The 25,674-nt window shown below is 60.2% G+C and carries 22 protein-coding genes and 2 tRNA genes; 12 read left to right on the forward strand and 12 right to left on the reverse strand.

The annotated features are described in order from the left end of the window. Window positions 1–10: 10 nt before the first annotated feature. On the forward strand, window positions 11–763 hold the full coding sequence (locus BLU28_RS00965) for a DUF3750 domain-containing protein (RefSeq protein WP_168247081.1): 753 nt from the start codon (window positions 11–13) through the stop codon (window positions 761–763). Between the two features lie 4 nt (window positions 764–767). Here BLU28_RS00965 and BLU28_RS00970 read toward each other — a convergent pair whose 3' ends face one another. Beyond that, a complete protein-coding gene (locus BLU28_RS00970; RefSeq protein ID WP_168247080.1) occupies window positions 768–2,111 on the reverse strand; it encodes a chloride channel protein in 1,344 nt (447 codons plus the stop codon). A gap of 146 nt (window positions 2,112–2,257) precedes the next feature. On the opposite strand from BLU28_RS00970, the gene BLU28_RS00975 reads away from it, so the two are divergent. Next, a complete protein-coding gene (locus tag BLU28_RS00975; RefSeq protein WP_035209457.1) occupies window positions 2,258–2,530 on the forward strand; it encodes a YlcI/YnfO family protein in 273 nt (90 codons plus the stop codon). After that, a complete protein-coding gene (locus tag BLU28_RS00980) occupies window positions 2,527–2,826 on the forward strand; it encodes a type II toxin-antitoxin system RelE/ParE family toxin (protein ID WP_006700010.1) in 300 nt (99 codons plus the stop codon). The genes BLU28_RS00975 and BLU28_RS00980 overlap by 4 nt, the downstream gene beginning before the upstream one ends. Before the next feature lie 3 nt (window positions 2,827–2,829). On the opposite strand, the gene betA is transcribed toward BLU28_RS00980, so the two are convergent. The 3 genes from betA to betI form a co-directional block, all read right to left on the reverse strand. Next, window positions 2,830–4,479, reverse strand: a complete 1,650-nt coding sequence (gene betA / locus BLU28_RS00985) for a choline dehydrogenase (protein WP_077986725.1) — start codon at window positions 4,477–4,479, stop codon at window positions 2,830–2,832. A gap of 230 nt (window positions 4,480–4,709) precedes the next feature. Further along, a complete protein-coding gene (gene betB, locus BLU28_RS00990; RefSeq protein ID WP_037091707.1) occupies window positions 4,710–6,191 on the reverse strand; it encodes a betaine-aldehyde dehydrogenase in 1,482 nt (493 codons plus the stop codon). Between the two features lie 11 nt (window positions 6,192–6,202). Continuing rightward, complete coding sequence (gene betI / locus BLU28_RS00995; protein ID WP_006700007.1) at window positions 6,203–6,823, reverse strand: transcriptional regulator BetI; 621 nt, start codon at window positions 6,821–6,823, stop codon at window positions 6,203–6,205. A 370-nt stretch (window positions 6,824–7,193) separates the two neighbouring features. Here betI and BLU28_RS01000 point away from each other — a divergent pair, with 370 nt between their 5' ends. From BLU28_RS01000 to BLU28_RS01010, 3 genes are all read left to right on the forward strand, one after another. Further along, the gene (locus BLU28_RS01000) at window positions 7,194–7,430 is read left to right on the forward strand and encodes a ribbon-helix-helix domain-containing protein (protein WP_022555776.1); all 237 of its coding nucleotides are present in this window, start codon (window positions 7,194–7,196) and stop codon (window positions 7,428–7,430) included. Between the two features lie 168 nt (window positions 7,431–7,598). Then, window positions 7,599–9,401 carry a GGDEF domain-containing protein gene (locus BLU28_RS01005; protein WP_004440459.1) on the forward strand — a complete coding sequence of 601 codons (1,803 nt, stop codon included), beginning with the start codon at window positions 7,599–7,601 and terminating at the stop codon, window positions 9,399–9,401. Between the two features lie 87 nt (window positions 9,402–9,488). Continuing rightward, window positions 9,489–10,502 carry an NAD(P)H-quinone oxidoreductase gene (locus BLU28_RS01010; protein WP_168247079.1) on the forward strand — a complete coding sequence of 338 codons (1,014 nt, stop codon included), beginning with the start codon at window positions 9,489–9,491 and terminating at the stop codon, window positions 10,500–10,502. 665 nt (window positions 10,503–11,167) lie between these two features. Here BLU28_RS01010 and BLU28_RS01025 read toward each other — a convergent pair. The 5 genes from BLU28_RS01025 to BLU28_RS01045 form a co-directional block, all read right to left on the reverse strand. Beyond that, window positions 11,168–12,208 carry a sulfate/molybdate ABC transporter ATP-binding protein gene (locus BLU28_RS01025; protein ID WP_077986859.1) on the reverse strand — a complete coding sequence of 347 codons (1,041 nt, stop codon included), beginning with the start codon at window positions 12,206–12,208 and terminating at the stop codon, window positions 11,168–11,170. 11 nt (window positions 12,209–12,219) lie between these two features. Further along, window positions 12,220–13,092: a sulfate ABC transporter permease subunit CysW gene (gene cysW, locus BLU28_RS01030; protein WP_022555771.1), complete on the reverse strand. Its 873-nt coding sequence runs from the start codon at window positions 13,090–13,092 to the stop codon at window positions 12,220–12,222. After that, window positions 13,085–13,942, reverse strand: coding sequence for a sulfate ABC transporter permease subunit CysT (gene cysT, locus BLU28_RS01035; RefSeq protein ID WP_006700003.1), 858 nt, complete (start codon window positions 13,940–13,942; stop codon window positions 13,085–13,087). The genes cysW and cysT overlap by 8 nt, the downstream gene beginning before the upstream one ends. Before the next feature lie 199 nt (window positions 13,943–14,141). Beyond that, entirely contained in the window at window positions 14,142–15,167 is a 1,026-nt protein-coding gene (locus BLU28_RS01040; protein ID WP_004440447.1) for a sulfate ABC transporter substrate-binding protein, read from the reverse strand. Window positions 15,168–15,412: 245 nt separating this feature from the next. Then, entirely contained in the window at window positions 15,413–15,853 is a 441-nt protein-coding gene (locus BLU28_RS01045) for an RrF2 family transcriptional regulator (RefSeq protein ID WP_004440445.1), read from the reverse strand. 204 nt (window positions 15,854–16,057) lie between these two features. On the opposite strand from BLU28_RS01045, the gene BLU28_RS01050 reads away from it, so the two are divergent. Genes BLU28_RS01050 through cysN form a run of 3 tightly spaced genes read left to right on the forward strand, consistent with a single transcriptional unit; the run spans window position 16,058 to window position 19,302 of the window. Next, window positions 16,058–16,840, forward strand: coding sequence for a phosphoadenylyl-sulfate reductase (locus tag BLU28_RS01050; RefSeq protein WP_168247078.1), 783 nt, complete (start codon window positions 16,058–16,060; stop codon window positions 16,838–16,840). Between the two features lie 27 nt (window positions 16,841–16,867). Beyond that, entirely contained in the window at window positions 16,868–17,821 is a 954-nt protein-coding gene (gene cysD, locus BLU28_RS01055) for a sulfate adenylyltransferase subunit CysD (protein WP_004440441.1), read from the forward strand. Beyond that, window positions 17,821–19,302, forward strand: a complete 1,482-nt coding sequence (cysN, locus tag BLU28_RS01060; protein ID WP_077986723.1) for a sulfate adenylyltransferase subunit CysN — start codon at window positions 17,821–17,823, stop codon at window positions 19,300–19,302. Before cysD ends, cysN begins: the two co-directional genes overlap by 1 nt. 731 nt (window positions 19,303–20,033) lie before the next feature. Here cysN and BLU28_RS01065 read toward each other — a convergent pair. Then, window positions 20,034–20,110, reverse strand: a tRNA-Pro gene (locus tag BLU28_RS01065). Window positions 20,111–20,374: 264 nt separating this feature from the next. On the opposite strand from BLU28_RS01065, the gene BLU28_RS01070 reads away from it, so the two are divergent. Further along, a complete protein-coding gene (locus BLU28_RS01070) occupies window positions 20,375–20,797 on the forward strand; it encodes a hypothetical protein (protein WP_077986722.1) in 423 nt (140 codons plus the stop codon). A gap of 379 nt (window positions 20,798–21,176) precedes the next feature. Then, a complete protein-coding gene (mqo, locus tag BLU28_RS01075; protein WP_168247077.1) occupies window positions 21,177–22,910 on the forward strand; it encodes a malate dehydrogenase (quinone) in 1,734 nt (577 codons plus the stop codon). A 238-nt stretch (window positions 22,911–23,148) separates the two neighbouring features. Here mqo and BLU28_RS01085 read toward each other — a convergent pair. Next, window positions 23,149–23,223: transfer RNA gene (locus BLU28_RS01085), tRNA-Gln, on the reverse strand. A 203-nt stretch (window positions 23,224–23,426) separates the two neighbouring features. Between BLU28_RS01085 and BLU28_RS01090 the strand changes: the two genes are divergently transcribed. After that, window positions 23,427–24,335, forward strand: coding sequence for an MBL fold metallo-hydrolase (locus BLU28_RS01090; protein WP_004440431.1), 909 nt, complete (start codon window positions 23,427–23,429; stop codon window positions 24,333–24,335). Between the two features lie 252 nt (window positions 24,336–24,587). Here BLU28_RS01090 and BLU28_RS01095 read toward each other — a convergent pair whose 3' ends face one another. Further along, complete coding sequence (locus BLU28_RS01095; protein ID WP_077986721.1) at window positions 24,588–25,508, reverse strand: DUF1499 domain-containing protein; 921 nt, start codon at window positions 25,506–25,508, stop codon at window positions 24,588–24,590. Window positions 25,509–25,674 lie beyond the last annotated feature (166 nt).

The raw sequence follows: 25,674 nt of genomic DNA on the forward strand, positions 1-25,674 counted from the left end.
GGGGCCATCAGTGAAATTTGCAAAACGTCTGCTGCTGGCGATTGCCATCATCTACCTGCTGCCGGCACTGACATCTGCGGGGCTGTGGGCCATGAAGGACCATCCGCGCGGCTGGAATGCCGCCAGATGGTCATCGTCAGGCATGCTGCCGGCGGCTTCGAGCGACGGGCAAGCCGCCGTCTACGTCTTTTCCGCCATGACCGGCGGCTTCAAGGGCTCGGTTGCCAGCCACGCCTGGGTCGTTCTGAAAAAGCCGGGCGCTACGAGCTATGACCGTTATGACAAGGTGGGCTGGGGCACGCCGATCCGCCATAATGGATATGCGGCGGACGCCTATTGGTATTCCAACATGCCGCGCCAGGTGGTGGCCATTCACGGCGCAGAGGCGGAAAAGCTGATCCCCAAGATCGAGGCGGCGATTGCCGACTATCCCTATGGCAAGCCGGGCGGCTATCGCATCTATCCCGGGCCGAACTCCAACACCTTCGTCGCCCATGTGCTGCGCAGCGTGCCCGAACTCGGCGTCGTGTTGCCGCCGGACGCGGTCGGCCGCGACTATCTGCCGGACGGTGCATTTTACCACGTCGCCGACGACTGGAAGGATGCGAGCGTTTCGCTCGGCGGCCTGTTCGGCATTTCGGCGGGTGCGCGCAGCGGCTTCGAGATCAACTTCCTCGGTCTCGTGGCCGGCATCGATCTCGCCCGGCCGGGCGTGAAGATACCGGGGCTCGGTTATTTCGGCGTAGCGGGCATCAGGGCTTGAGCCATCACGTTTCAGTGGCCTGAGCGGCGCGTCTGGCGCGGATGCTCTGGGCGATGAAGACCCGTGACAGGCCGTGATAAAGCGGTTCGCGAGAAAAGAGCCGAGACGTCAGATATCCCAGCATCGATGCGGCCATGATGGGCATGACGCCTTCATGATTGCCGGTCATTTCGAGGATGATGACAAAGGCTGTCATCGGCGCCTGCACAACGCCGGCAAAATAACCCGCCATGCCGACGATGGCGCCAAGGCCGATGCTGGTGCCGAGCAAGCTCGCCATGGTGCTGCCGAAACCCGCACCGACCGACAGCGACGGCGCGAAAATGCCGCCGGGGATGCCCGACATCATGGCAAGGAAAGTCGCCGCCAGTTTTTCGATGAAGAAGAACGACGGTGCGGCTTGCCCCTCTATCGCCGCACGGGCCTGCTCGTAACCGGTTCCGAAGGTCGCGCCGCTTGTTGCGATGCCGAGGATGGCGGAAGCAAGGCCGCAGGCGGCGGCAACCGCCAGCATTCGCTTCAGGGGCATGGTCTGGGCGAAACGGCGGATACGTGCAGAGAGGCGCAACGCACCAGCGCTGAAAAGAGCGCCAAATGCACCACCGCCGACACCGCAGACAAGCACGAGCAGCCAGTCCATTGTCGTTTTCGCCATGACCGAGCTGGTGCCGAAATAGGTATAGCTGCCGACCAGAGCCAGCGATGCAAGGCCCGACAGGATGACGGCCGTCAGCACAAGGCCGTTGGCGCGGGATTCATAAGTCTTACTCATCTCCTCGATGGCAAAGACAATGCCTGCGAGCGGCGTGTTGAAGGCCGCCGCAATGCCCGCGGCCGAACCGGCTAGGATGAGACCCTTGGCCTGCGCCATGCCGCCCCAGCGAGCGGCCTGCAGCATGATCGAGGCCCCCACCTGAACCGTCGGCCCCTCACGGCCAATCGACGCGCCGGAGAGCAGACCGGCGACGGTGAGCACCACCTTGCCAAAAGCAAGCTTCAGCGACAGAAGCCGCGAACGATCCGCATCATCCCGCAGGTGCCGGGCGGCGATGGCCTGCGGAATGCCGCTACCGCCGGCATTGGGGAAAACCGTGATCGCGAGCCAGGCGCAGAGCGTAAAGCCGAGCGGCGTGATGATGAGCGGCAGCAGAAACGCCCATTCGCCTGAGGACGTGGCCGCGAAGAAGAGGTGCTGGGCGCGATCCGCTGCCCAAGCGAAACCGACGCTGATAAGGCCAACTGCAATAGCGCCAATCCAGAAAACCGCCCTTGGCTTCCAAATCCGCCATGAACCCCAGACAACACGGGAACGGCGGAGCATTTTCAGCTTCTTGTAATCGACGGGCATGGCGATCCAGATCGGTGATTTCAGTCATTGTCGGGCGGGAGGCCCTTTTATCGGCCTGCCAGCCGGCGATTGCAAGTTTTGCATTTGACTCGTTGCGACAGATGGCAGATGCTGCGCATTGCAAATGCAACGCATGGAGAGACAAGATGAAAACCGCAACTTTGCCTTCGCTGCGTGTAACGGCGGATTTCCGCGAGGCGGCAGAAAGCGTACTGAAGGACGGCGAGACGCTATCGTCATTTGTCGAGGATTCGGTCCGTAGGCAGGTGCAAATCCGCAAATCGCAGGCGGAGTTCATTGCGCGGGGGCTGGCGTCGCTTGAGGAATCCAGACGCACAGGAATCTTTTATTCAGCTGAGGAAGTGCATGCGGAACTACGCGCTATGCTGGCGGCCAAAAAGGTCGAGCGTAACAAATGACATTCAAGCTCCGGTACACAATTGCAGCCAGAGCGGATATAACGAGACTATACAATTTTCTACTGGAGAAGGATTTTTCGACGGCGGAGAAAGCTATTGATCGGATTATTGCCACCGTCGATGGACTGAGCGAGTTTCCCTTCGCCACACGCAAAGCACCGGGAGAGAACGCGCTCTTAAGGGAACTGCTCATTCCGTTTGGGTCCTCTGGTTACATCGCCCTCATTCAAATCGAAGATGCCGAAACGGTCTCCATCCTCGCGATCCGCCACCAGCGCGAGGACGATTACTATTGACCTTCACCGGTCGCTGACGGCGGCGCGCGGGTTTACCCACGGCTCCTGATTGGAGCGCGGCAGTGGGGTTTTGCCGAGAATGTGGTCCGCGGCCTTTTCGCCCGTCATGATCGAGGGGCCGTTGAGATTACCATAGGTCACGTGCGGGAAGATCGAGCTGTCTGCTACGCGCAGGCCCTCGACACCGATCACGCGGCATTCGGGATCGACAACCGCCATCGGGTCGTTTCTGTCGCCCATGCGGCAGGTGCCGCAGGGGTGGTAAGCGCTTTCCAGATGCTCGCGCAGGAAGGCATCGATCTGCTCATCGGTCTCGATATTTTCACCGGGCTGGATTTCCGGGCCACGGAATTCGTCGAATGCTTTCTGGCCAAAAATTTCGCGCGTGAGGCGCACGCAGTGGCGGAATTTCTCCCAATCCTCGGGGTGGCTCATATAGTTGAAACGAATGACCGGCTCATCTGAGGGATCCGCGGAGCGCAGGGTGACGTTGCCGCGCGATTTCGACAGGTTGTAGCCGACATGCGCCTGGAAACCATGGCTTTTCGCCGCCGCCTTGCCGTCATAGGAGATGGCGACGGGCAGGAAATGATACTGGATGTCAGGTTGCTTGAGCCCGGGGGCGGAGCGCAGGAAGGCGCACGCCTCGAACTGGTTGGAAGCACCGAGGCCGCCTTTCGACAGCAGCCATTGCGCACCGGCCACACCCTGCCAGAACCACGGAAGCCACGAATAAAGCGAGACCGGCTTGGTGGAGACCTGCTGGAAATAAAACTCCATATGGTCCTGGAGATTGGCGCCGACGCCGGGGCGATCCGCCTTCACCTCAATGCCCATGTCTTTCAGATGCGCGGCGGGGCCGATGCCCGAGAGCATCAGCAGCTTCGGCGAATTGAAGGAGGAGGCCGAAACGATGACCTCGCGACCGGCCTTGATGGTCTCCACCACACCCCTGCGCTCGATCTCGACTCCCACGGCGCGGCCGTTCTCGATGACCACCTTGCGGGCAAAACCGTTGACCAGCGTGACATTGCCGCGCTTCAGCGCCGGTTTGAGATAGGCATTGGCGGCGGACCAGCGACGGCCATTGTGAATGGTCTGCTCCATCAGGCCGAAACCTTCCTGTTTGGAGCCGTTATAGTCATCCGTCAGTTCAAACCCCGCTTGGGCGCCGGCCTGAATGAAGGCGTGGAACAGAGGGTTGTTGACCGGCCCGCGCTGCACATGCAGCGGCCCATCCGTGCCACGCCAGCCTTCCTCGCCGCCATGGCTATGTTCCATGCGCTTGAAATAAGGCAGCACATCCGCATAGGCCCAGCCCTGCGCGCCGAGCTCTTCCCAGCGATTGAAATCCTCGGCATGGCCGCGCACGTAAACGAGACCGTTAATGGAGGAGGAGCCGCCGATGACCTTGCCACGCGGGGCGGTGATGCGGCGATTATTGAGATTGGGCTCGGGTTCGGAGAGATAACCCCAATTGTAGCGCTTCATGCTCATCGGCCAGGCGAGAGCCGCCGGCATCTGGATGAAGGGGCCGAAATCGGAACCGCCGGCCTCTATGACGATGACGGAATAGCGACCATCTTCCGACAGGCGGTAGGCGATGGCGGACCCTGCGGAGCCGGAGCCGACGATGACGTAATCTGCTTGCATTGTTGCTCTCTCCGATGAGCGGTTGTTCCGATCAATTGACTGTCAGGGGGTGGGTTACCCCCCTCTGCCCTGCCGGGCATCTCCCCCTCAAGGGGGAGATCGGCAAGCGGCGCTACCACCGCTCCATTCGCAAACTTTGAGATGGGCGAGACCTCGCCTCAGGTCGATCTCCCCCCCTTGAGGGGGAGATGTCCGGCAGGACAGAGGGGGGTGAACCCACCCACTGAACCTCAATAAGGCGCTTCCACCTTCCCCGTGCTCACATAAACCGTCTTCAACTCACTATAATGCTCCAGCGCCGACGCCGAATTCTCGCGGCCGAAGCCGGATTGCTTGGAGCCACCGAAGGGGATTTCCACCGGGCAGAGATTGTACGTATTGATCCACAGCGTGCCCGCCTCCAGCTGATCCACCACGCGGTGGGCGCGGGCGAGATCGGCGGTAAAGACGCCGCCGGCCAGCCCGAATTCGGTGGCGTTGGCGCGGGCAAGAACCTCGTCTTCATCCTCGAAATCCAGCACGCACATGACGGGCCCGAAGATTTCCTCGCGGGCGATCGTCATGTCGTCGGTCACGTCAGCGAACACGGTGGGCTGAACGTAGGCGCCCTCACCCGCGACATTGTTGGGGATGCCGCCGCCGGTGATGAGCGTCGCACCTTCCGCCTTGCCCTTTTCGATATAACCGAGAACCTTCTCCTGCTGGGCCTTGGAGACCAGCGGGCCGAGATGGGTGGCGTAATCGAGGGGATCGCCGAGGATCATCGCTTCCGTGCGGCTTTTCAGGTTTTCAAGGAAGCGGGCCTTCGCCTTTTTCTGCACGAAGACACGCGTTCCGTTGGAGCACACCTGCCCGGAGGAGTAGAAATTGCCGAGCATCGCACCGCCGACGGCGCTTTCGATATCGGCATCATCGAAGACGATCAGCGGCGACTTGCCGCCCAGTTCCATCGTGACATGCTTCAGATGCCCGGCGGCAGCGGCGGCCACCTTGCGGCCGGTCGGCACCGAGCCAGTAAGCGAGACCTTCGCCACATCCGGGTGATTAACGAGCAGCGGCCCCGTATCACGATCCCCCTGAATGACATTGAACAAGCCTTTGGGCAGACCCGCTTCGATAAGGATTTCAGCAATCTTCAGCGCGCCGAGCGGGGTGTTTTCCGAAGGCTTGAAGACCATGGCATTGCCGGCGACGAGCGCAGGCGCGGCCTTCCAGCAGGCGATCTGCTGCGGATAGTTCCACGCGCCGATACCGACGCAGACGCCGAGCGGCACACGTTTCGTATAGGCGAAATCGCCGCCGAGCGGGATGTAATCGCCATTCAATGCGGAAGGGGCGATACCGCCGAAAAATTCGAAGGCATCCGCACCCGAGGTCGGGTCTGCGACGATGGTTTCCTGAATGGGCTTGCCCGTATCCAGGGTCTCCAGCGTCGACAACGCTTCGTTGCGCTCGCGCATGATATCGGCGGCGCGCTTGAGGATGCGTCCCCGCGCCATGGGGCTCATTGCCGCCCATTCCTTCTGGGCGCGCTTGGCCGAGGCGATGGCACGCTCGACAATCGCCGGCGTTGCGGCGTGAAGCCGGGCGATGATCTCGCCGGTTGCGGGGTAGATGCTCTCGAATGGCGTGCCGGCATTGTCCTCGACATAATCGCCGTCGATGAAATGCGAGGCTTTCGGCTGCGCCCTGAGCGGCGTGGCGATGGTCATGTCGAAGTCTCCTAGAGAGTGCGGATGGACGGCTTGGCGCGCTGTCCATCGGGAAAGGATCTGAGCTGCATGTCGAAATAATCCTCGACCAGCGCCGGTGCAGAGGCGAGGCCGAGCGGGGCGGAACGCAGGCTGTGCCTGATATAAAGCCCGTCGATGAGGGCTGCGGCCCCTTCTGCAATGCGTGCGGCATCATCGGGCGGGCAGAGCCGGTTGAGGCTTGCCATGAGGTTGGAGCGCAGGCGGCGGGAATAAATCACCAGCAGCCGGCGGGTTTCTTCCGAGCGCTGCGCCTCAACGTAAAAGGCAAGCCATGCCGCCACCGTTTCGGGCGTGAACTGGTCGCTCTGGAAGGAGACATGGACGATGGCGCTCAGCCTTTCGCGCGGGCCGGAAGCACGGGTCAGCGCCGCCACCGCATCACGCCTGAGATCACGCAGCAGGCTGCGGATGGTCTCCAGCAGGAGCTGCTGCTTGCTGCCGAAATAATGATGCGCAAGCGCCGCCGACACCCCCGCTTCCCGGGCGATGTCAGACATTGTCACATTCAACGAGCCATGGTGGCCTATGGTGCGCAGCGCCGCATCCACGAGCGCTTTTCGGCGCAGAGGTTCCATTCCGACCTTGGGCATGACGATCTCCTTGAGGGCGGCAAAATATTCTTGATTGACTGATCAATCAATAAAAAATGCGCCATTCCGTGTCGCTATTTTGCTGTAAATCAATTCTTTCTCATCGGACGGACCCTGGTTTCGGCAATGGCCGGCGCGTGAGGATCATCTTCATGCTCCCGGCGCGGTCACGGGGGAAAAACTAAACCGTGATATACTGCGAATTGGGAATGGAACACGTTCCGTGCTAATATCCCAGCTGATACAAATTTCGCTGGAAGCGGCGCCAGACGAAAGACAATAAAAACGCCCGCCCTAGACCACGACGGCAGCCGATACCCATCCGGGCATCGAATGACCGTTCGCAGTGTTTAAAGAAGGGAGTGATATCATGCCAATGGTGACAGTATCGATTTCCCCGGAACAGGCAGCGAGAATGCGCGAAGCCGTCAATTGCGGGGCTTATGCATCCGGTAGCGAGGTCGTCAGGGAAGCGCTGCGATTATGGGCGGCGTCTGGCGCACACGGTATGGGCGCGAAGTCCAGGGAACCCGTGGAAGCCGACCGGGAGCGGGTGAACGTGGCTGATCTCTATGCCGCGCACTCAGGACATGTCCGCCGGGCGTGAGGCCCGGCTACTACCCCATATATCAAGGGGGTTGCAACAAAACGTTCATCAAAGCTTCACAGACGTGAAAGCTTTTGTTGACCTGTAATCTGCGATTGTTCGCCGCAAAAGAGAAAAGCTCTCCTTACCTCAGCCACGGAAGGAAAGCCGTAATAGCGGAGAACAGAAATGCAGGCCGTTACGCTGGAAAACGATGCCGTAAGGCGATTTGCCTCCGGGCACATGTTTCCCATGGCGAAGCTCGTGCTGGAAACCGCGTTTCAGCCGATCGTCGAGGCGACGACGGGCACTATTTTCGGTTATGAATCACTGATGCGCGGCCACGACCGGCTCGGTTTTTCCGATCCGCTGGCGCTTCTCGACCAGGCGGCGCAGGGCGGCGAACTCAAGGCTTTCGAGCAGATGCTGGCGAGCCGCGCGCTGGCGAAATTCTCCACCCTGCCTGACTTCTCCTCCGCCACCCTGTTTCTCAACCTCGATGTGAGGCTGATCGCGCAGGGCGACGCCATTCTCGACAAGCTTGTGGGCCACCTGGCGCGCGCGGGTATTCCCCCCTCCTCCATCTGCTTCGAGCTTTCCGAACGCTTCGACAATACAAGCGTCCCCGAATTCACGACGCTGATTGCCCGCATGCGGAAAGAGGGCTTCAAGCTGGCAATCGACGATTTTGGCGCGGGACACGGCGAGATGAAGCTTCTGTGCGATTTTCCGCTGGACTATCTGAAGATCGACCGTCACTTCATCACCGGCGTCGATCATCTGCCGCGCAAGCAGCATCTTGTCCGCAGCATCGTCAATATTGCCCATGTTCTGGGGGTGCGGGTCATTGCCGAGGGCATTGAAACAGAAGCGGAGTTCCTGACGTGTCGCGAATTCGGCGTCGACCTGGTGCAGGGCTGGCTGATCGCCAGGCCAACGGTCTTCACCAGCGAGTTGCCGGAGAGCTTTCCCCACATCAACCGCATCGGCGTGGCGCGGCGCAACAGCCAGACTCTGGATGAGATCCTGATCCGCCGTGAGATCGAACGACTTCCGACCGTCTTCGAACATGACAGCGTCGACAGCGTCTTCGAGCTCTTCCGGAGAAACCCGCAGCAGGCGTTTTTTCCGGTTCTCAATGCCAACGGCGAACCGCGCGGCGTCATCAACGAATATCATCTCAAGGAATATATCTACCGACCCTTTGGCCGTGACCTGCTCAAGAACAAGATCTATGAGCGCACCATCTCCCATTTCGTCGACGCCGCGCCGATCGTCGGTCTCGATGCCGATGCCGACCAGTTGATGAACATGTTTGCCAGCATGGGCGGCAGCGCCTGCATTATCCTCACCGAAAACATGCGTTATGCCGGTATCGTTTCGGCCGCTTCGCTGATCAAGGTCATCAACGAAAAGCAGCTCAAGATGGCGCAGGACCAGAACCCGCTGACGGCACTGCCGGGCAACCGCGCGATTGGCGGCTTCATCGCCGACCGCTGCAGCGATGGCGACGAGACCCGCTTCTTCTGCTATTGCGACTTCGACAACTTCAAACCCTTCAACGACAAATACGGCTTCAACGCAGGCGACCACGCCATCACCCTGTTTTCAGCACTGATGCGCCGTTACTTTTTTGCCGGCGACTGCTTCCTCGGACATATTGGCGGTGATGACTTCTTCATCGGCGTGCGCGACTGGGCGGTGGAAGACCTGACGGAAATACTCGAGCGGCTGCTCAGCGATTTCCACGACGATGTCGCGGAACTGTATTCGGCCGAGGATCGCGAGGCGGGCTGCATGAAGGGCCAGGACCGGCACGGCAATGAGCGGGACTTCGCGCTTCTGCGCTGTTCCATTGGCGTTCTGAGCTTGCCCAAAGGATTGATCATCGCCAATCCCGAGCGCATCGGCAGCGAGATCGCGGGCGTTAAGGCGGCTGCGAAGGAAAATGACAGCGGCCTCGTCATCCGGGTCTTCGGCGAGACAAATTGACACCAGTGACAAACGGCCTTCTTCCCTAAGCGGCGCATCTGACCTACATCTTCAGGCGACGCCGATAGTGAGGAGTTGCCCCTGACCATGCCCGACCCCAAGACCCTGCCCGAAAAAATGCGTTTCATCGACCTTCCCTCCCATGGCGGTCCGGAAGTGATGCGTCTTTCGCAAGCGCCTTTGCCAAAGCCCGCGAAAGGCGAGGTTCTGGTGAAGGTCGAGGCAGCAGGCGTCAACAGGCCGGATGTCGCGCAGCGCCAGGGAACCTATCCGCCACCGAAGGATGCAAGTCCGATCCTCGGCCTTGAGATCGCCGGCGAGGTTGTTGCGCTTGGCGAAGGCGTCGATGAATTCAATCTTGGCGACAGGGTCTGCGCGCTCGCCAATGGCGGCGGTTATGCGCAATATTGCGCCGTTCCCGCTGGGCAGGCCCTGCCCTTCCCCAAAGGCTACGACGCCGTCAAAGCCGCAGCCTTGCCGGAAACCTTCTTCACCGTCTGGGCCAATCTCTTCCAGATGGCGGGCCTGACCGAAGGTGAAACCGTGCTCATCCACGGCGGCACCAGCGGCATCGGCACGACGGCGATCCAGCTTGCCAAAGCATTCGGCGCGGAAGTTTATGCCACGGCGGGCTCTGCGGAAAAATGCGAGGCCTGTGTGAAGCTCGGCGCCAAACGGGCGATCAATTACCGCGGCGAGGATTTCGCCGAAGTCGTGAAATCCGAAACCGGCGGCAAGGGCGTCGATGTCGTTCTCGACATGATCGGTGCTGCCTATTTCGAAAAGAACCTTGCGGCGCTGGCCAAGGATGGTTGCCTGTCCATCATCGCCTTCCTGGGGGGCGCCGTGGCCGACAAGGTCAACCTCACACCGATCATGGTCAAGCGCCTCACCGTCACCGGCTCCACCATGCGCCCGCGCACGGCGGACGAGAAACGCGCCATCCGTGACGATCTCGTGGATCAGGTCTGGCCGCTGATCGAAAGCGGCCAGGTCGCACCGGTCATCAACCGCGTCTTCACACTGGATGAGGTTGCGGAAGCGCACCGGCTGATGGAAAGCAGCAGCCATATCGGCAAGATCGTGATGCGAGTCGACTAGGTGCTGCAGAGTAAGTTCTCAGTTAGCCCTCTTGCATTACTCACGAATCGTACTACCTTCTAGTTATGTTCAACGTATCGGAAGGAGGTGATCCAATGTCTAGTGAGATTTCGGTCTCTGGTGCAGGCAATGGAAAGGGTGTGTTTTCGACGGGGCAGCCCTCGTTGTAAACCTCTTCTGCCTTCGGAACGTTGAGAAACAGTCCCGGGTCTGTAAACAGGACCAAACTCATGGAAGGGTCGCTCAGGCGGCCCTTTTCCGTTTTTGCTTATTGCTTCGACTATTGAGAAATCTGCGCTTCGAGTGCAGGTGCGGTTCTCTCGCGACGAGAAAATCTCCTTAATCAGATTGCAGTTCACCGCCGTTGAAACCATCGACGGTTCTGGGTGTCGTTACCCCCCTCTGTCCTGCCGGACATCTCCCCCTCAAGGGGGGAGATCGGCAGGAGGCTTTCTTGCCACTTCATTTCCAACCGTCGAGATGCGCGAGACCTCGCCACGGAACGATCTCCCCCCTTGAGGGGGAGATGTCCGGCAGGACAGAGGGGGGTAACGACACCCAGAACCGTCGATGATTTCAACCGTGGTGTAACGTGGAATCGGAGTAAACGTGGCGCGCGTTAGAAAGCGACAAACCATCGACCCTAAACGGCGGTCACCTCTTCCTTATTTCTTCCCGAACACCTTCCACCGCGTCGGGCGGAACCGCAGTTCGGCACCCACCGCCACGGCGGCGTTGAGCGGCACTTCGATTTCGAGGTGGTAGGGTTCATGGCCGTTATTGGCGATGTCGATTTCGGCGATGCGGGTGCCGGCCAGGCGGCGACAGGTGGTGACCTTGCCGTAAAGCGCGTCATTTTCGTCCGTCAGCACCACGTCTTCCGGCCGGAAGAACAATTCGCCCTCGCCTGCGCCGCTTTCGTTGACGCCGATGCTTTCGCCCTGGAACAGCACATGGCCATCACGGATGGTGACCGGCAGGCTGGAGGATTCGCCGATGAAGGAGAAGACGAAGGGCGAGTTCGGCGTGTCGTAGACGTCATCGGCGGTGCCGACCTGCTCGATCTTGCCCTGACTCATGACGACGACGCGGTCCGCCAGTTCCAGCGCCTCTTCCTGATCGTGGGTGACGAAGACGGTGGTGTGGCCGGTGCGGTCGTGGAATTCGCGCAGCCAGCGGCGCAACTCCTTGCGCACCTTGGCATCCAGCGCACCGAAGGGTTCATCGAGAAGCAGCACCTTCGGTTCGATGGCGACGGCGCGGGCGAGCGCCACCCGCTGGCGCTGGCCACCCGAGAGCTGCGAGGGGTAGCGTTTTTCAAGCCCGGAAAGGTGCACCATGTCGAGAAGCTCGGACACGCGCTTGCGGATTTCCGCTTTTGGCGGACGCTTGGCGGAGGGTCGCACCTTCAAGCCGAAAGCAATGTTGTCTGCCACCGTCATGTGGCGAAACAGCGCGTAATGCTGGAAAACGAAACCGACATTGCGCTCCTGCACGGAGCGGTGCGAGGCGTCTTCGTCGCCGAAGAAAATCTGGCCCGTCGTCGGCTGCTCGAGACCGGCAATCAGACGCAGCAGCGTCGTCTTGCCGGAACCGGAAGGACCAAGCAGCGCGATCAGCTCGCCCGAGCGAATGTTGAGCGACACATCGTTCAGCGCCGGAAAGCGATCAAACTGCTTGGTGATGCCGGAAACTTTCACTTCCATGAAGATGCCTTTCAATGCTTGCCGGCTGCGTTGCCCGCGCCAAAGCGTATTTCGAGAATGGTTTTGAGAACGAGGGTCACCAGAGCCAGACCGGCAAGCAGCGTCGCAACGGCGAAGGATGCGCCGATATTGTACTCATTATAGAGTATCTCGACATGCAGCGGCATGGTGTTGGTCTCGCCGCGAATATGGCCTGACACCACCGAGACAGCGCCGAACTCGCCCATGGCGCGGGCGTTGCAGAGCAGCACGCCATAAAGCAGGCCCCATTTGATATTCGGCAGCGTGACGTACCAGAAGGTCTGCCAGCCGGATGCTCCAAGCGAAATCGCCGCCTCCTCGTCACCATTGCCCTGATCCTGCATCAGCGGGATCAACTCGCGCGCGACGAAGGGAAAGGTGACGAAGATGGTGGCGAGCACGATGCCCGGCACCGCAAAGAGGATCTCGATGCCGTAACTCTTCAGCCATGGGCCGAGCACGCTGTGCGAGGAAAACAGGATGACGTAGACCAGACCTGATATGACCGGAGAGATCGAGAATGGCAGGTCGATCAGCGTGATCAGGAATGCCTTGCCCTTGAACTCGAATTTCGCGATGGCCCAGGCGGCCGCTACTCCAAAAATGAGGTTGAGCGGCACCGAAATAGCGGCGACGAGCAGCGTCAGGCGAATGGCGGAAAGCGCATCCGGCTCGAAAATCGCCTCCCAGAAGCTTTCCGTGCCCTTGCGGAATGCTTCGAAGAAGACCGAAACCAGGGGCAGGACGAGAAATGCGGCGAGGAAGACGAAGGCGATGGCGATCAGTGCCAGCCGCGCTGGCAGGCTCTCGCTGGCGGGATCGCGGAACGGACGCGGCGTGGTGCGAGAAACAGTCTCAGACATAACCGTACCTCTTGCGGCTCCAGGCCTGAATGAGATTGATGAGGAACAGCATGGCAAAGGAGATGATCAGCATGATGGTGGCGATGCCGGTGGCGGCCGCATAATTGAACTCCTCCAGCCGGATGACGATGAGGAGCGGCGCGATTTCCGAGACGTAGGGAATATTGCCGGCAATGAAGATGACCGAACCGTATTCGCCGACACCACGCGCGAAGGCCAGCGCAAACCCCGTTAGGATGGCGGGTGTGAGGCTCGGTAACAGAATGCGGGTTATGGTCTGGAAACGGTTCGCGCCGAGCGTTGCCGCCACCTCCTCCACCTGCCGGTCGATCTCCTCCATCACCGGCTGCACGGTGCGGACGACGAAGGGCAGACCGATGAAGATCAGCGCGATGACGATACCGGTCGGCGTGAACGCAATCTTGATGCCATAGGGCTCAAACAGCGAACCGACCCAGCCGCGATTGGCGTAAAGCGCCGTCAACGCAATGCCCGCGACCGCCGTTGGAAGCGCAAAGGGAAGGTCCACGATGGCATCCACGAAGCGGCGACCGGGAAAGCGGTAACGTGTGAGGACCCAGGCGACGATGACGCCGAAGACCACATTGACCAATGCGGCGAGGAACGCCGTGCCAAAACTGACGCGCAACGCATTCAGCGTACGGCTATCCGTGGCAATCGCAATGAAATCTGCAAAACCGAGTTTCGCCGTGGACCAGATAAGGCCGCCAAGCGGAATAAGAATGATGAGAAACAGATAGGTGACGGTGTAACCAAACGTCAGGCCGAAGCCCGGTATGACGCTCGACTGCCGCCACTTCCACCTGCTTCCGGAAATATTATTGCTCATCAAGGCTCCGGATAATCTTAGTTTTTGAACATTTCCGGGACAGTCAACCGAGGTCTGCCCGTCCTGGAGGTGCTCTCTGGGAGCCGGTATTCCCCCGGCGCTTATTATAAAGTATCGACCGGCATGGCGTCCGGTCGATCAGGTTCTGATTTGTCTTGTCCCGTGGGACGGGGTGAGTACGTTTCACCCCATCATCCGCTTACTTCGCGGGCTTGTAAATCTGGTCGAAGATGCCGCCGTCACCAAAATGTTCCGGCTGCGCCTTTGCCCAACCGCCGAAGATCGGGTCGTCAATGGTGACGAGCTTGATGTCAGGCAGCTGCTTCAGCAGGTCCTTGGAGACAACGGCCGGGTTGGACGGACGATAGAAGTGCTTGGCCGCAATATTCTGGCCCTCGTCGGAATAGAGATATTGCAGATAGGCTTCGGCTGCCTTGCGGGTGCCCTTGGCGTCGACATTGGCGTCAACCACGGCGACCGGCGGCTCGGCAAGGATCGAGATCGGCGGAACGACGATATCGAAAGCGTCAGCGCCGAATTCCTGGCCGGCCAGATAGGCTTCGTTTTCCCAGGCGAGCAGCACGTCGCCGATCTGGCGCTGTGCGAAGGTTACCGTGGAACCACGGGCGCCGGTGTCGAGGACCGGCGCGCGCTTGTAGAGCTCGCCGACATAGGCCTTGATCTTGTCCTTGTCGCCCTTGAACTCTTCGTTTGCCCAAGCCCAGGCTGCGAGATAGTTCCAGCGCGCACCGCCCGAGGTCTTCGGATTCGGCGTCACGATCTGTACGTCGCCCTTCACCAGATCGCCCCAGTTATGGATGCCCTTCGGGTTACCCTTGCGAACGAGGAAAACGATGGTGGAGGTGTAAGGGGAGGAATTATGCGGCAGGCGGCCGCGCCAGTCCTTGTTGATCTTGCCGGAATTCTGCACGATGGCGTCAATGTCGCTCTGCAGCGCCAACGTCACGACGTCGGCTTCCAGACCGTCGATGACCGAACGGGCCTGCTTGCCGGAGCCGCCATGCGACTGCTGGATGGTGACGTCCTCGCCGGTGTCGGCCTTCCATTTCTTGGCGAAGGCTTCGTTGAAATCCTTGTAGAGTTCACGGGTCGGATCATAGGACACGTTCAGCAGCTTGGTCTGCGCCGCGGCCGAGCCAGCTGCGCCAAGTGCCAGTGAGAGGCTGAGCGCGACAACGCTCAAACCGGACAGAAGCTTGGACATCGGTATTCCCTCCTGATTGCGATGGCTTAACTCTACCGGTTGAGTAGAGTTGGTCAATGAGGCCGAATACGATCGAAAAAGTGTTTCCCTTGAGCGTTTCTCCGGGCAACAAATACAGCGCAGCATAAGCGAAAGGCGCAACAAGCGTCGTGTAAAACTTTGCTGAATGCAAAGGCGTTTCACATTTTTGCCGGTTTTTTGCCGCGATGGCGAAAAATATTGAGGTGTTTTAGACGAATTTTTCGTCAGGCCGTCAAAAGCTCGGGCACTTCGACACCGGCCACCGCATCTGCAACGGTGGTGTTGAACAGGATGTTGCGCGTCGCATCGGCCACACGGGCGAAGACGTGGCGGATCTCGCACTGCTTCTCGCCGTCGCAATCCTCGCAGCGGCGATAGGCGGTCTGGGAGAGGCAAGGCAGAGGAGCAAGGGGGCCATCAATGAGCCGCAGCACCTCGCCGAAAGTAATATCATCCGCCGGACGGGCCAGAAGATAACCACCCTGCTTGCCGCGCCGGCTTTCGACAAGGCGTTCCTTCTTCATTTCGAGAAGGATCTGCTCCAGAAACTTTTTCGGAATGGCCTGTTCGCGGGCAATGTCGGAAATCTGCACAGGACAGCCACCGTCGGCCTTGGCCAGCGAGAGAAGCGCCCTCAGCGCATATTTTGCCTTCTGCGAAATCATCGTGAAACCAGTAGATCACAAGCCCGGATACCCGGCAATCACGGCTTAGCGCAGAAGTTGTCACAATTCAAATCCAGGCTGCGAACAAGGTGAACGGGCATCTTTTGCTCATAGCACGCGCGCGAGAGGCATTTTTGCTCTGAAGTGCAGCGCACAAAGACTGTCATTTCTCGTCCAAAGCGCCGATTTCAACAATAATCGGCCATGGAAATCCCGGACGTGACAATGACCATCAATTCAGCAAATGCCTCTGCCGATGCCGCTTCCCTTGATGCCACGCTTGCCGGGCTCGATCTGGCGGGTCGGCTTTCATTTATCGCCGGCCTCGGCGGGCGCGCGGTCTTCACCACCAGCCTCGGCATCGAGGATCAGGTCATCACCGCCGCCATCGGCACCCATCGCCTGCCGATTGACGTTGTCACGCTGGAAACTGGCCGTCTTTTCAAGGAAACCGTCGATCTCATCGATGAAACCGAGGAGCGTTTCGGCGTCGAAATCCGTCGTTTCCGTCCCGAACAGGACGATATAGACGCCTACGCCGCAAAATACGGTCTCAACGGCTTTTACGAAAGCGTTGAGGCGCGTCATGCCTGCTGTCATGTCAGAAAGCTGATCCCGCTCGGCAAGGCGCTTGATGGTGCCGCCTTCTGGATCACCGGCCTCCGTCGCGGCCAGTCGGGCAATCGCGCCACGACGCCGTTTGCCGAATTCGATGCGGATCGCAATCTCATCAAGATCAACCCTTTGGCTGACTGGGATATCGACCTCATCAAGGCGCATGTCGCCCAGGAGAACATCCCCATCAATCCGTTGCATCAGCGCGGTTACCCGTCCATCGGCTGCGAGCCGTGTACGCGCGCCATCAAGCCCGGTGAGCCTGAGCGCGCCGGACGATGGTGGTGGGAAAACGACGAGAAGCGCGAATGCGGTCTTCACGTCGCCGGTGCGGAGCAGACCTCCGCTACCTCCGCCATCCCGCAACGATAATCATTCAGTACATTCCCGGAGTTCACAATGTCCAACGCAGTCCACGAGACGGACAGCAAGAATACTGTCGCATCCAAGCCGCCGCTCGATCCCCATCTGAAGGCGCTTGAAAACGAAGCTATTCATATCTTTCGCGAAGTCGCAGCCGAATTCGACAAGCCCGTGATGCTCTATTCCATCGGCAAGGACTCGTCCGTGCTGCTGCATCTCGCGCGCAAGGCCTTCTTCCCCGGCCGCATTCCCTTCCCGCTGCTGCACGTCAATACCGGCTGGAAGTTCAAGGAAATGATCGAATTCCGCGACAATATCGTCAAGGAATACGATCTGGAGCTGATCTCCCATACCAATCCGCGCGGCGCAGCGGAAAACATCACGCCCTTCACCCACGGATCGGCGCTTTACACCGACATCATGAAGACGGAAGCCCTGCGTCAGGCACTGGATGCCGGCCAGTTCGACGCAGCCTTCGGTGGTGCGCGCCGCGACGAAGAGGCGAGCCGCGCCAAGGAACGCATCTACTCTTTCCGTACGCCCGACCATAAGTGGGACCCGCGCAACCAGCGGCCGGAACTGTGGAACATCTATAACGGCATGGTCCGCAAGGGCGAAAGCGTGCGCGCCTTCCCGCTCTCCAACTGGACCGAAGTGGACATCTGGCGTTACATCGAGGCGGAAAACATTCCTCTGGTGCCGCTCTATTATGCCGCCGAGCGCCCCTATATCGAGCGCGACGGCATGATGATCCTTGCTGAAGATGAGCGCCTGGAGCTTCTGCCCGGCGAAGAGATCAAGCGTGGCTCGATCCGCTTCCGCACGCTCGGCTGCTTCCCGCTCACCGGTGCGATCCGTTCCGAGGCGGCGACGCTTCAGGATGTGATTGCCGAGCTCGAAATCGCCACCGTTTCCGAACGTCAGGGCCGCGCGATTGACCGCGACCAGTCCGGCTCGATGGAGAAGAAGAAGCGCGAGGGCTATTTCTGATGACCGCTTCTGCCACCACCAACGTTTCCACGGCCACCATTTTGCCCTTTGCCGAACATTCGAAAGCAGCGCGCGACACCCGCCCGCTTCGTCTCATCACCTGCGGCAGCGTGGATGACGGCAAATCGACCCTGATCGGCCGTCTCCTCTGGGACACCAAGGCCGTCAAGGAAGACCAGGCCGCGACACTGCACCGCGACAGCGGCAAGCAGAACGATCTCGGCCTGCCCGATTTCGCGTTGCTGCTGGATGGTCTGCAGGCAGAGCGCGAACAGGGCATCACCATCGATGTCGCCTATCGTTACTTCGCCACCGACCGACGCGCCTTCATCGTGGCCGACACGCCCGGCCATGAGCAATATACCCGCAACATGGCGACCGGCGCTTCCACAGCCGACCTCGCCGTGCTGCTCGTCGATGCCCGTACCGGCATTCTGGAACAGACGCGGCGTCATGCCACCATCGCGGCGCTGATGGGCATCCGGCAATTCGTGCTGGCCGTCAACAAGATCGACCTGACGCATTACGACAAGGCCGGTTTCGAACTGATCGCCCACGAGTTCCGCGATTTCGCATCCGATCTCGGCATCAAGCAGATAACCGCCATTCCGATGTCGGCGCTGAAAGGTGAAAACGTCGTTCTGTCAGGCAAGGCTTCCATGCCCTGGTATGAAGGCCCGACGCTGGTGGAAACGCTGGAACTGGCGACCGTTCGCTCCGCGCAATCGGGCGGCTTCCGCTTTCCCGTACAACGCGTCTCGCGTCCCGGCGAAAGCTTCCGCGGTTATCAGGGCACGGTTGCCGGCGGTTCGGTGAAGCCGGGCGACAGCGTCGTTATCCTGCCTTCCGGCATGGTCGCCAACGTCAAGCAGATCGTCACTTTCGACCTGGTGCGCAATGCCGCCGTGGCGGGTGATGCCGTCACGCTGGTGCTCGATCGTCAGGTGGACGTCTCGCGCGGCGACATGATTGTCTCCATCGAGGCGCAGCCTCAGAATGGCCTTGCCTTCGACGCGCAGATCGTGGCTTTGCAGCCCGGAGGCATCGAGGCCGGCAAGCGCTACTGGCTGAAAAGCGGCAGCCGCCGACAGCGTGTCAGTGTGCAGCCCGTCAGCCAGCTGAACCTCAAGGAAGGCGAATGGCAGGCGCATGAAACGTCGCTTCCGATGAACGCCATCGGCAAGGTCAGGCTTTCCTTCGATGAGACGGCGATCTTCGATCCCTATGAGCAGAACCGCTCGACGGGTTCCTTCATCCTGATCGACCCCGACACCAACAATACGGTGGCGGGCGGCATGATTTTAGGAAAGCGCAATACGGGCGCGACGGAAGAAAAAGGCGACCGGGTCATTCTCTCGCTGCCTGCCGATCTCGCGGAAAAGCTGCTGGCGAGCGAGCTTCTTGCCAAGCACCGCGACGAGATCGACATCCGGCGCACGGATGCGGCAACAGCCTCACGGCTCATCAGCGATCTCGACTGAGAATGCCGGCATGAACGACAAAAGGCGACCACGGTGTGGTCGCCTTTTTGTTTGAGTCCAGTCGTCAGATGCGACTTAAAACACGAACATATAAAGCAGAATGATCACGAAGATCGGAACGCCCATAGCCCACAGTGCAATACCCTTCAGCATGTTATCCTCCATTGTTGTATGTTTGGATAACGGCTGAGGAAGCTTTCCGATCCATCTGCTTTCCGGATTTTTACGGGTTGTTTCTCGGCGGCGCAGAAGGGCGCTCGTTCATTCGGCGTTCATGGGCAAAAGGCGAATTTGCCCTCGGTCGCTCCGCCAAGCGGCCGAACAGAGGCTCGTTGCTTGAAAATGCAGCGGGCCTCTTTTTTGATCGCGATAAGTTGATCACGGCGATGGCCCTGAAACTCGGGGCTCGCGACTGTCACGGGTAACTTCTTGGATTGTGGACCTGAATTGACACTTCTAAGACGGTCCGTGTCGCGCGTCCCCTGAAACAGGCCGCGACATTGGGGCCTGGCGCTTGGCGGAGCGACGGGCCTCTTTTATTCGCGCATACGGAAAAGTGGAAGCGCAGGAAGTTGCGACAACCTACCCAACTGGGCTCCGAGGCATGGGCGACGAATGCATTCAAACCGGCTCTGATGCGACCGGTCCGGTTGATGTATGACGATTTGATATGGAGGTTTTCAGCAAGTATCGGGATTTTTTGCAAGCCGCTGATTTATCGGGCTTCTAGCTGGTCGGAGTGAGAGGATTCGAACCTCCGACCCCCACGTCCCGAACGTGGTGCGCTACCAGACTGCGCTACACTCCGTGACCAGCGGCGCTTCTATAGACCAGCCTCCGGCATTCGACAAGCGGCTTATTGCATTTTTTATGACAAGTTTTCCCCACCTGCTGAAACAGCACCGGCAGGCACCGGCGGCACCGGGCGGAAGGCTTCAAAACGTTACAAAAAAGCAATTGTGGCAGGAAATTTTCATCGGGCCGCACAGCTCCCCTGCCCGCCGCCGCCAAATCTGCTAGGGGAACGGAATGACCGGCGGGATGCCGGACACGGCACAAAGGACATTTCACCATGCTATTTCGCAGCGTAACGCTTGCAGCGTTTGCCATTGCGCTCTCGGCCTGCACCACTTCCACCGATGGCTCCACGCCTACCTTCACCCAGAAGAGCCCGGTTGAGACCCGTTGGGTCGGCCAGTCCGCAGGTATTTTCTTCGCCAAATTCGGCCCGCCGCTGAGCGACACCGAAAGCGGCAGCTCCACCGTCTACAACTGGCGCGGCGGCTACAAGAAGGCGACGATTCCGGCGAAGTTCGAAGAAGGCAAGGATGGCAAAAAAGGCCGGCAGATTTCGCCCGCCCGCACCGCCTCCCTTTCCTGCACGGTGCAGCTGGTCGTCTCCAGCGATTACAAGATCACCGCCGTGCGCACGATCTCCGATCGCCCGGGCGTCAACGGTCCGAGCTACTGCGCGGAATTCCTCGCCGCCAACTGATCGTCAGCCACAAGCCAAAATGCACGAAGGCCCGCCCGAACCGGCGGGCCTTTTCACTTTTTCGGGATTTCCGTCATTATTCTGAAAAAATTGTGCCTGAAGCGGCACCTTGCGGATCGCAACTCACTGGAAAGGGTGCTGGCGCTGCGTTTTTGGCAAAATCCCGCCAGGGAACGCTTTCAACCGTTTGAAAGCCTCAACTTATCTTAACAATCATCAAAAGGATAATCGGCATAACCGTGAGATCGGCCGTCCGCCGCGGCAAAACCCGCACAAAACCGCTTGAACTGGGGTGGATGAGTCCGGGTTGTGCCGCTCTGCGCTTTGCTATAACGGGGCGGTCGGGAGGAATGTTTTTAACACAAAACAAGAATCAGGTATGGCCGTGACTCCCATCGATCAAGACAAATCCCAGCTCACTGATCTCTCCGAGGAAACTTCCCTCTCCCATGCATTTCCGCTGAACCGTCGACAGGTTCTGGGCGGTGCTCTCGCCGGGCTTGCCGCAGCAGCGCTGCCCTCTTCCCCGCTTCTCGCCAATACGACCGCCAAGAAGGTCGACGTGCTTCTCATCGGTGGTGGCATCATGAGCGCGACGCTCGGTGTGTGGCTGCGCGAGCTGGAGCCCACCTGGTCGATGCAGATGCTGGAGCGGCTGGACGGCGTGGCGCTTGAAAGCTCCAACGGCTGGAACAATGCCGGCACCGGCCATTCCGCGCTTGCCGAGCTGAACTACACGCCTGAAGACGACAAGGGCAACATCAAGATCAGCCAGGCGATCAACATCAACGAATCCTTCCAGATTTCCCGGCAGTTCTGGGCATGGCAGGTGCGCAACGGCGTTCTGAAGAACCCGCGCTCCTTCATCAACCACACGCCGCATATGAGCTTCGTCTGGGGTGACGAGAACGTCGCCTATCTGGAAAAGCGCTATCAGGCGCTGAAGGCGAGCCCGCTTTTCGCCGGCATGGAGTTCTCCACCGATCCCGAGCAGATCAAGAAGTGGGTGCCGCTGATGATGGAAGGCCGCGATCCTTCCCAGAAGATCGGCGCAACCTGGTCGCCGCTCGGCACCGACATGGAATTTGGCGAAATCACCCGCCAGTTCGTCTCCCATCTGCAGAGCGACCAGAATTTCGACCTGCAGGTCAATAGCGAGGTTTCCGACATCCAGCGCAATGCCGACGGCAGCTGGCGCGTGACCTATACCAACACCAAGACCGATGCCGAACAGGTGGTGGATGCGAAATTCGTGTTCATCGGCGCCGGCGGCGGCGCGCTGCATCTGCTGCAGATGTCCGGCATTCCGGAAGCGGATGATTATGCCGGTTTCCCTGTCGGCGGCTCGTTCCTCATCAACGAGAACCCCGATGTGACGATGCAGCATCTGGCCAAGGCCTATGGCAAGGCCTCGGTGGGCTCGCCGCCCATGTCGGTGCCGCACCTCGATACCCGCGTGCTGGGCGGCAAACGCGTCATCCTGTTTGGACCTTTCGCCACCTTCTCCACCAAGTTCCTGAAGGAAGGCTCTTATTTCGATCTCGTCTCCTCCGTAACAACCAGCAATGCCTGGCCGATGGTGCGCGTCGGCATCGATGAATATCCGCTGGTAGAATATCTCGCCGGCCAGCTGATGATGTCGGATGACGACCGCTTTGCTGCGCTGAAGGAATATTTCCCGAATGCCAAGCAGGGGGAATGGCGCCTGTGGCAGGCAGGCCAGCGCGTGCAGATCATCAAGCGCGACGAAGAAAAGGGCGGCGTGCTGCGGCTCGGCACCGAAGTCGTATCCGCACAGGACGGCAGCATCGCCGGCCTGCTCGGCGCTTCGCCGGGCGCTTCCACCGCAGCGCCGATCATGCTCAGCGTTCTGGAAAAAGTCTTCAAGGACAAGGTGGCGACGCCGGAATGGCAGACGAAGCTGCGCCAGATCGTGCCGAGCTACGGCACCAAGCTCAATGACGACCCGGAAAAGGTACGTGAGGAATGGGCCTACACCGCCGAGCACCTGCAGCTGCCGACCCCGCCGCAGATCGATCTTGAGGCGCTGAAGGCAGCTGGCTCGGCCCCTGCGAGTGCGCCGGTGAAGAAGGTGCCAGATATCGCGCTTTAAGGTTTAGGTGAGAGATTTGAGGCTGTACGCCGCCTGTCTTTGGATGGGCGGCGTTTTTTGTTGAAGGTGAGCGCCACCCGAAAATTTTTCCATCCGCCCGCATGCTGGTTGAAGCGCCCTACATCATTCTCTACGAAACCGTGCCGGATACCGATGGCGACAAAATACGCTCCGTGAAGTAGTTCCCGTTATTGACGGTCGCCGGGATCTGCAAACACTGATTTGACTTGGGGATAGTTGGCTGGGGCGCCAGGATTCGAACCTGGGAATGCCGGTACCAAAAACCGGTGCCTTACCGCTTGGCGACGCCCCAACAGGGCAGCGAGAGCGAAACGCCGCTGCCTGAACCGCGCCTGATTAGCAAAGCCTGCCCGGCGCGGCAATGACCCGGCGACCAATTTTTTCACAAAATTCAAGCTTTTTGGGTGCCGTGTCGAAGTTCGCATGTTAGGGCTTGGCCGTGACGCGGATGAGGCCGCGGCGCAAGCATGCATGGCATTTTTTCAGGAGGTCTCGATGGCGGACCCGGCATTCGATCTCGATTTCCAGCCGGCCTATGGCGAGGCGGTTCCCGTCGCCCCGCTCATCCAGCGCATCACCGTCAACAATCCTTCCGCCTTCACCTTCCATGGCACCAATTCCTATATCGTCGGTGACCGTTCCGTCGCCGTCATCGATCCCGGCCCGGAGGATGAGGCGCATTTTCGGGCGCTGATGGCCGCGCTCGAAGGGCGCGAAGTCACGCACATCTTCGTCAGCCACACCCATCGCGATCATTCGCCGCTTGCCCGCAGGCTGGCGCAGGCGACCGGGGCGCTGACGGTGGCGGAAGGCCCGCACCGCGCCGCCCGGCCACTGCATGTGGGCGAGACCAATCCCTTTGCCGAAAGTTCCGATACGGCTTTCGCGCCCGACATCGCGCTGGGCGACGGGCAGAGCCTTTCCGGCGACGGCTGGACATTGACGGCGCTGCATACGCCGGGCCACACCGCCAACCACGCCGCCTTTGCGCTTGAGGGCAGCGGCATCGTTTTTTCGGCCGATCACGTCATGGCCTGGGCTACCACTATCGTCGCGCCGCCTGATGGGGCGATGAGCGACTACATGGCTTCACTGGAGCGGTTGCTCACCCGCGACGACCGGTTGTTCCTGCCCGGCCATGGCGGCCCGGTCACCGATCCCGCAGCCTTCATGCGGGGCTTGCGCGCCCACCGCCGCATGCGGGAAAAGGCGGTGTTGAAGCGGATCAGGGACGGCGACAGGCTGATCGCCGATATGGTGAAGGTGATCTATGCCAGCACCGACAAGCGCCTGCATGGGGCGGCGGCACTTTCCGTGCTGGCGCATATCGAGGATCTGATCGAGAAGGGCGAAGTTCGGACGGATGGCGCGCCTTCGCTCACGGGTGAATATTTCCCGGCGTGACGGGGTTTTAACTAGCCAGCTCTCAAGGTGCTTTCGTGATTGCCGCCCCTTCGGTGGGGAGCGAGCGGGTGCCACCTGTTTCTTCTCCCCGCCGGGAGAAGTCCGCGGCAGCGGGATGAGGGGCAAGCTCTCCGAAAATCTCCGCCGTTGCCCCTCATCCGACCCTTCGGGCCACCTTCTCCCCGGCAGGGAGAAGAAATGCGCGGCGACGTCGCGATCCATTCGGCCGACGTGTTGCTTTGCCTTCCGGCCTCAATTATCGTTCAGACCCTGCATCTCCGCATCCAGAGCATCGAGATAGGCCTCGGCAATCGCCGCACCCATGCCAAGATCGTGCGGGCCGTAGCGGGAGGCGACGCGGACATCGACGATGGTGGTTTCCGCCTCTTCCTTCAGGCGAATGAGGATATCGAAGCGCAGGCCCCAGATGCGGGTGCGGGTTTCACCCTGCATCAGCACCACGCCGCTGCCGTTGAAGAAGGTGGGCAAAGGCGCGTCGGTCGGGCGGGCCATGGGCACGGGCACGATGGAGGGCAGGTCTTCCACCGGCGCATCGTCGGCGGGCTGCTGCCTGTCCTGTGCTGGCACCCCGACGGCAGGGGCATCCTCCGCCCCGATCACACCCTTCGTATGGGTAATGCGGATATTCTGGGAGGCGGCCATTTTTTTGGCGGCGGCGTAGATGCGGTCTATCGCGCCTTCATAACGGCGCCCGGCAAGGCTGGCATAGGCCTCCATCTGCACATCGCGATCAGCCTTGGTAATGGTCGCGGGCCGCACCAGCCATTGCTGGTTGGCGGCCGGTGTCGCCAGCCACTCCGGCACATCGCTCAGGTCAGTGGAGATGTCGTAAATCTTCGGCTGCTGCCAATAAAGAAAGGCGCCGTAGCCAACAACGCCGAGCGGCAGGGCCGAGAAAAGCAGCGCCGCCAGCGCCGAAAGGCCGCCGCGTGCGCCTCTGGTCCACAGCCGCTCAAGGCCGATCAGCGCCAGAAGCACGGCAAGAAAAGCGATGCCTGCAGCAATGAGGAGCAGCCCGACAAGATCAGGCGTCGTCAGCGGCCCGAAACGGTGGATGCCGGCGGCGATGAGAAAAAGCGCCAGCGCCGCCAGGCCCAGGTAGCGGGAAAGATAGGCTGCAACCGAAAAAGGCCGGACGAAACGCACAGTCATGGAAGCGGATATCCGTTAGATCGCATTGGCTAAGAGGCGTTGCACCCGGGTTCTGGCAGGGAATCACCTGCATATGATGTCATAGACCGGAATTGCGGCGAGGAAAACAAAGGAGGGGGCGATCTGCGGGTAAAGCGTGCCCCCCGAAGACCTCTCTTCCATCATG

Origin of the sequence: Agrobacterium pusense (assembly GCF_900102105.1) — a bacterium.
Classification (GTDB): domain Bacteria; phylum Pseudomonadota; class Alphaproteobacteria; order Rhizobiales; family Rhizobiaceae; genus Agrobacterium; species Agrobacterium pusense.

Excerpts from the sequence above, each read along its gene's own strand:
- BLU28_RS00970 (WP_168247080.1), bottom strand. The coding sequence starts at position 2,111 with ATGCCCGTCGATTACAAGAAGCTGAAAATGCTCCGCCGTTCCCGTGTT.
- BLU28_RS00975 (WP_035209457.1), top strand. The coding sequence starts at position 2,258 with ATGAAAACCGCAACTTTGCCTTCGCTGCGTGTAACGGCGGATTTCCGC.
- BLU28_RS00980 (WP_006700010.1), top strand. The coding sequence starts at position 2,527 with ATGACATTCAAGCTCCGGTACACAATTGCAGCCAGAGCGGATATAACG.
- betA (WP_077986725.1), bottom strand. The coding sequence starts at position 4,479 with ATGCAAGCAGATTACGTCATCGTCGGCTCCGGCTCCGCAGGGTCCGCC.
- betB (WP_037091707.1), bottom strand. The coding sequence starts at position 6,191 with ATGACCATCGCCACGCCGCTCAGGGCGCAGCCGAAAGCCTCGCATTTC.
- betI (WP_006700007.1), bottom strand. The coding sequence starts at position 6,823 with ATGCCCAAGGTCGGAATGGAACCTCTGCGCCGAAAAGCGCTCGTGGAT.
- BLU28_RS01000 (WP_022555776.1), top strand. The coding sequence starts at position 7,194 with ATGCCAATGGTGACAGTATCGATTTCCCCGGAACAGGCAGCGAGAATG.
- BLU28_RS01005 (WP_004440459.1), top strand. The coding sequence starts at position 7,599 with ATGCAGGCCGTTACGCTGGAAAACGATGCCGTAAGGCGATTTGCCTCC.
- BLU28_RS01010 (WP_168247079.1), top strand. The coding sequence starts at position 9,489 with ATGCCCGACCCCAAGACCCTGCCCGAAAAAATGCGTTTCATCGACCTT.
- BLU28_RS01025 (WP_077986859.1), bottom strand. The coding sequence starts at position 12,208 with ATGGAAGTGAAAGTTTCCGGCATCACCAAGCAGTTTGATCGCTTTCCG.
- cysW (WP_022555771.1), bottom strand. The coding sequence starts at position 13,092 with ATGTCTGAGACTGTTTCTCGCACCACGCCGCGTCCGTTCCGCGATCCC.
- cysT (WP_006700003.1), bottom strand. The coding sequence starts at position 13,942 with ATGAGCAATAATATTTCCGGAAGCAGGTGGAAGTGGCGGCAGTCGAGC.
- BLU28_RS01040 (WP_004440447.1), bottom strand. The coding sequence starts at position 15,167 with ATGTCCAAGCTTCTGTCCGGTTTGAGCGTTGTCGCGCTCAGCCTCTCA.
- BLU28_RS01045 (WP_004440445.1), bottom strand. The coding sequence starts at position 15,853 with ATGATTTCGCAGAAGGCAAAATATGCGCTGAGGGCGCTTCTCTCGCTG.
- BLU28_RS01050 (WP_168247078.1), top strand. The coding sequence starts at position 16,058 with ATGGAAATCCCGGACGTGACAATGACCATCAATTCAGCAAATGCCTCT.
- cysD (WP_004440441.1), top strand. The coding sequence starts at position 16,868 with ATGTCCAACGCAGTCCACGAGACGGACAGCAAGAATACTGTCGCATCC.
- cysN (WP_077986723.1), top strand. The coding sequence starts at position 17,821 with ATGACCGCTTCTGCCACCACCAACGTTTCCACGGCCACCATTTTGCCC.
- BLU28_RS01070 (WP_077986722.1), top strand. The coding sequence starts at position 20,375 with ATGCTATTTCGCAGCGTAACGCTTGCAGCGTTTGCCATTGCGCTCTCG.
- mqo (WP_168247077.1), top strand. The coding sequence starts at position 21,177 with ATGGCCGTGACTCCCATCGATCAAGACAAATCCCAGCTCACTGATCTC.
- BLU28_RS01090 (WP_004440431.1), top strand. The coding sequence starts at position 23,427 with ATGGCGGACCCGGCATTCGATCTCGATTTCCAGCCGGCCTATGGCGAG.
- BLU28_RS01095 (WP_077986721.1), bottom strand. The coding sequence starts at position 25,508 with ATGACTGTGCGTTTCGTCCGGCCTTTTTCGGTTGCAGCCTATCTTTCC.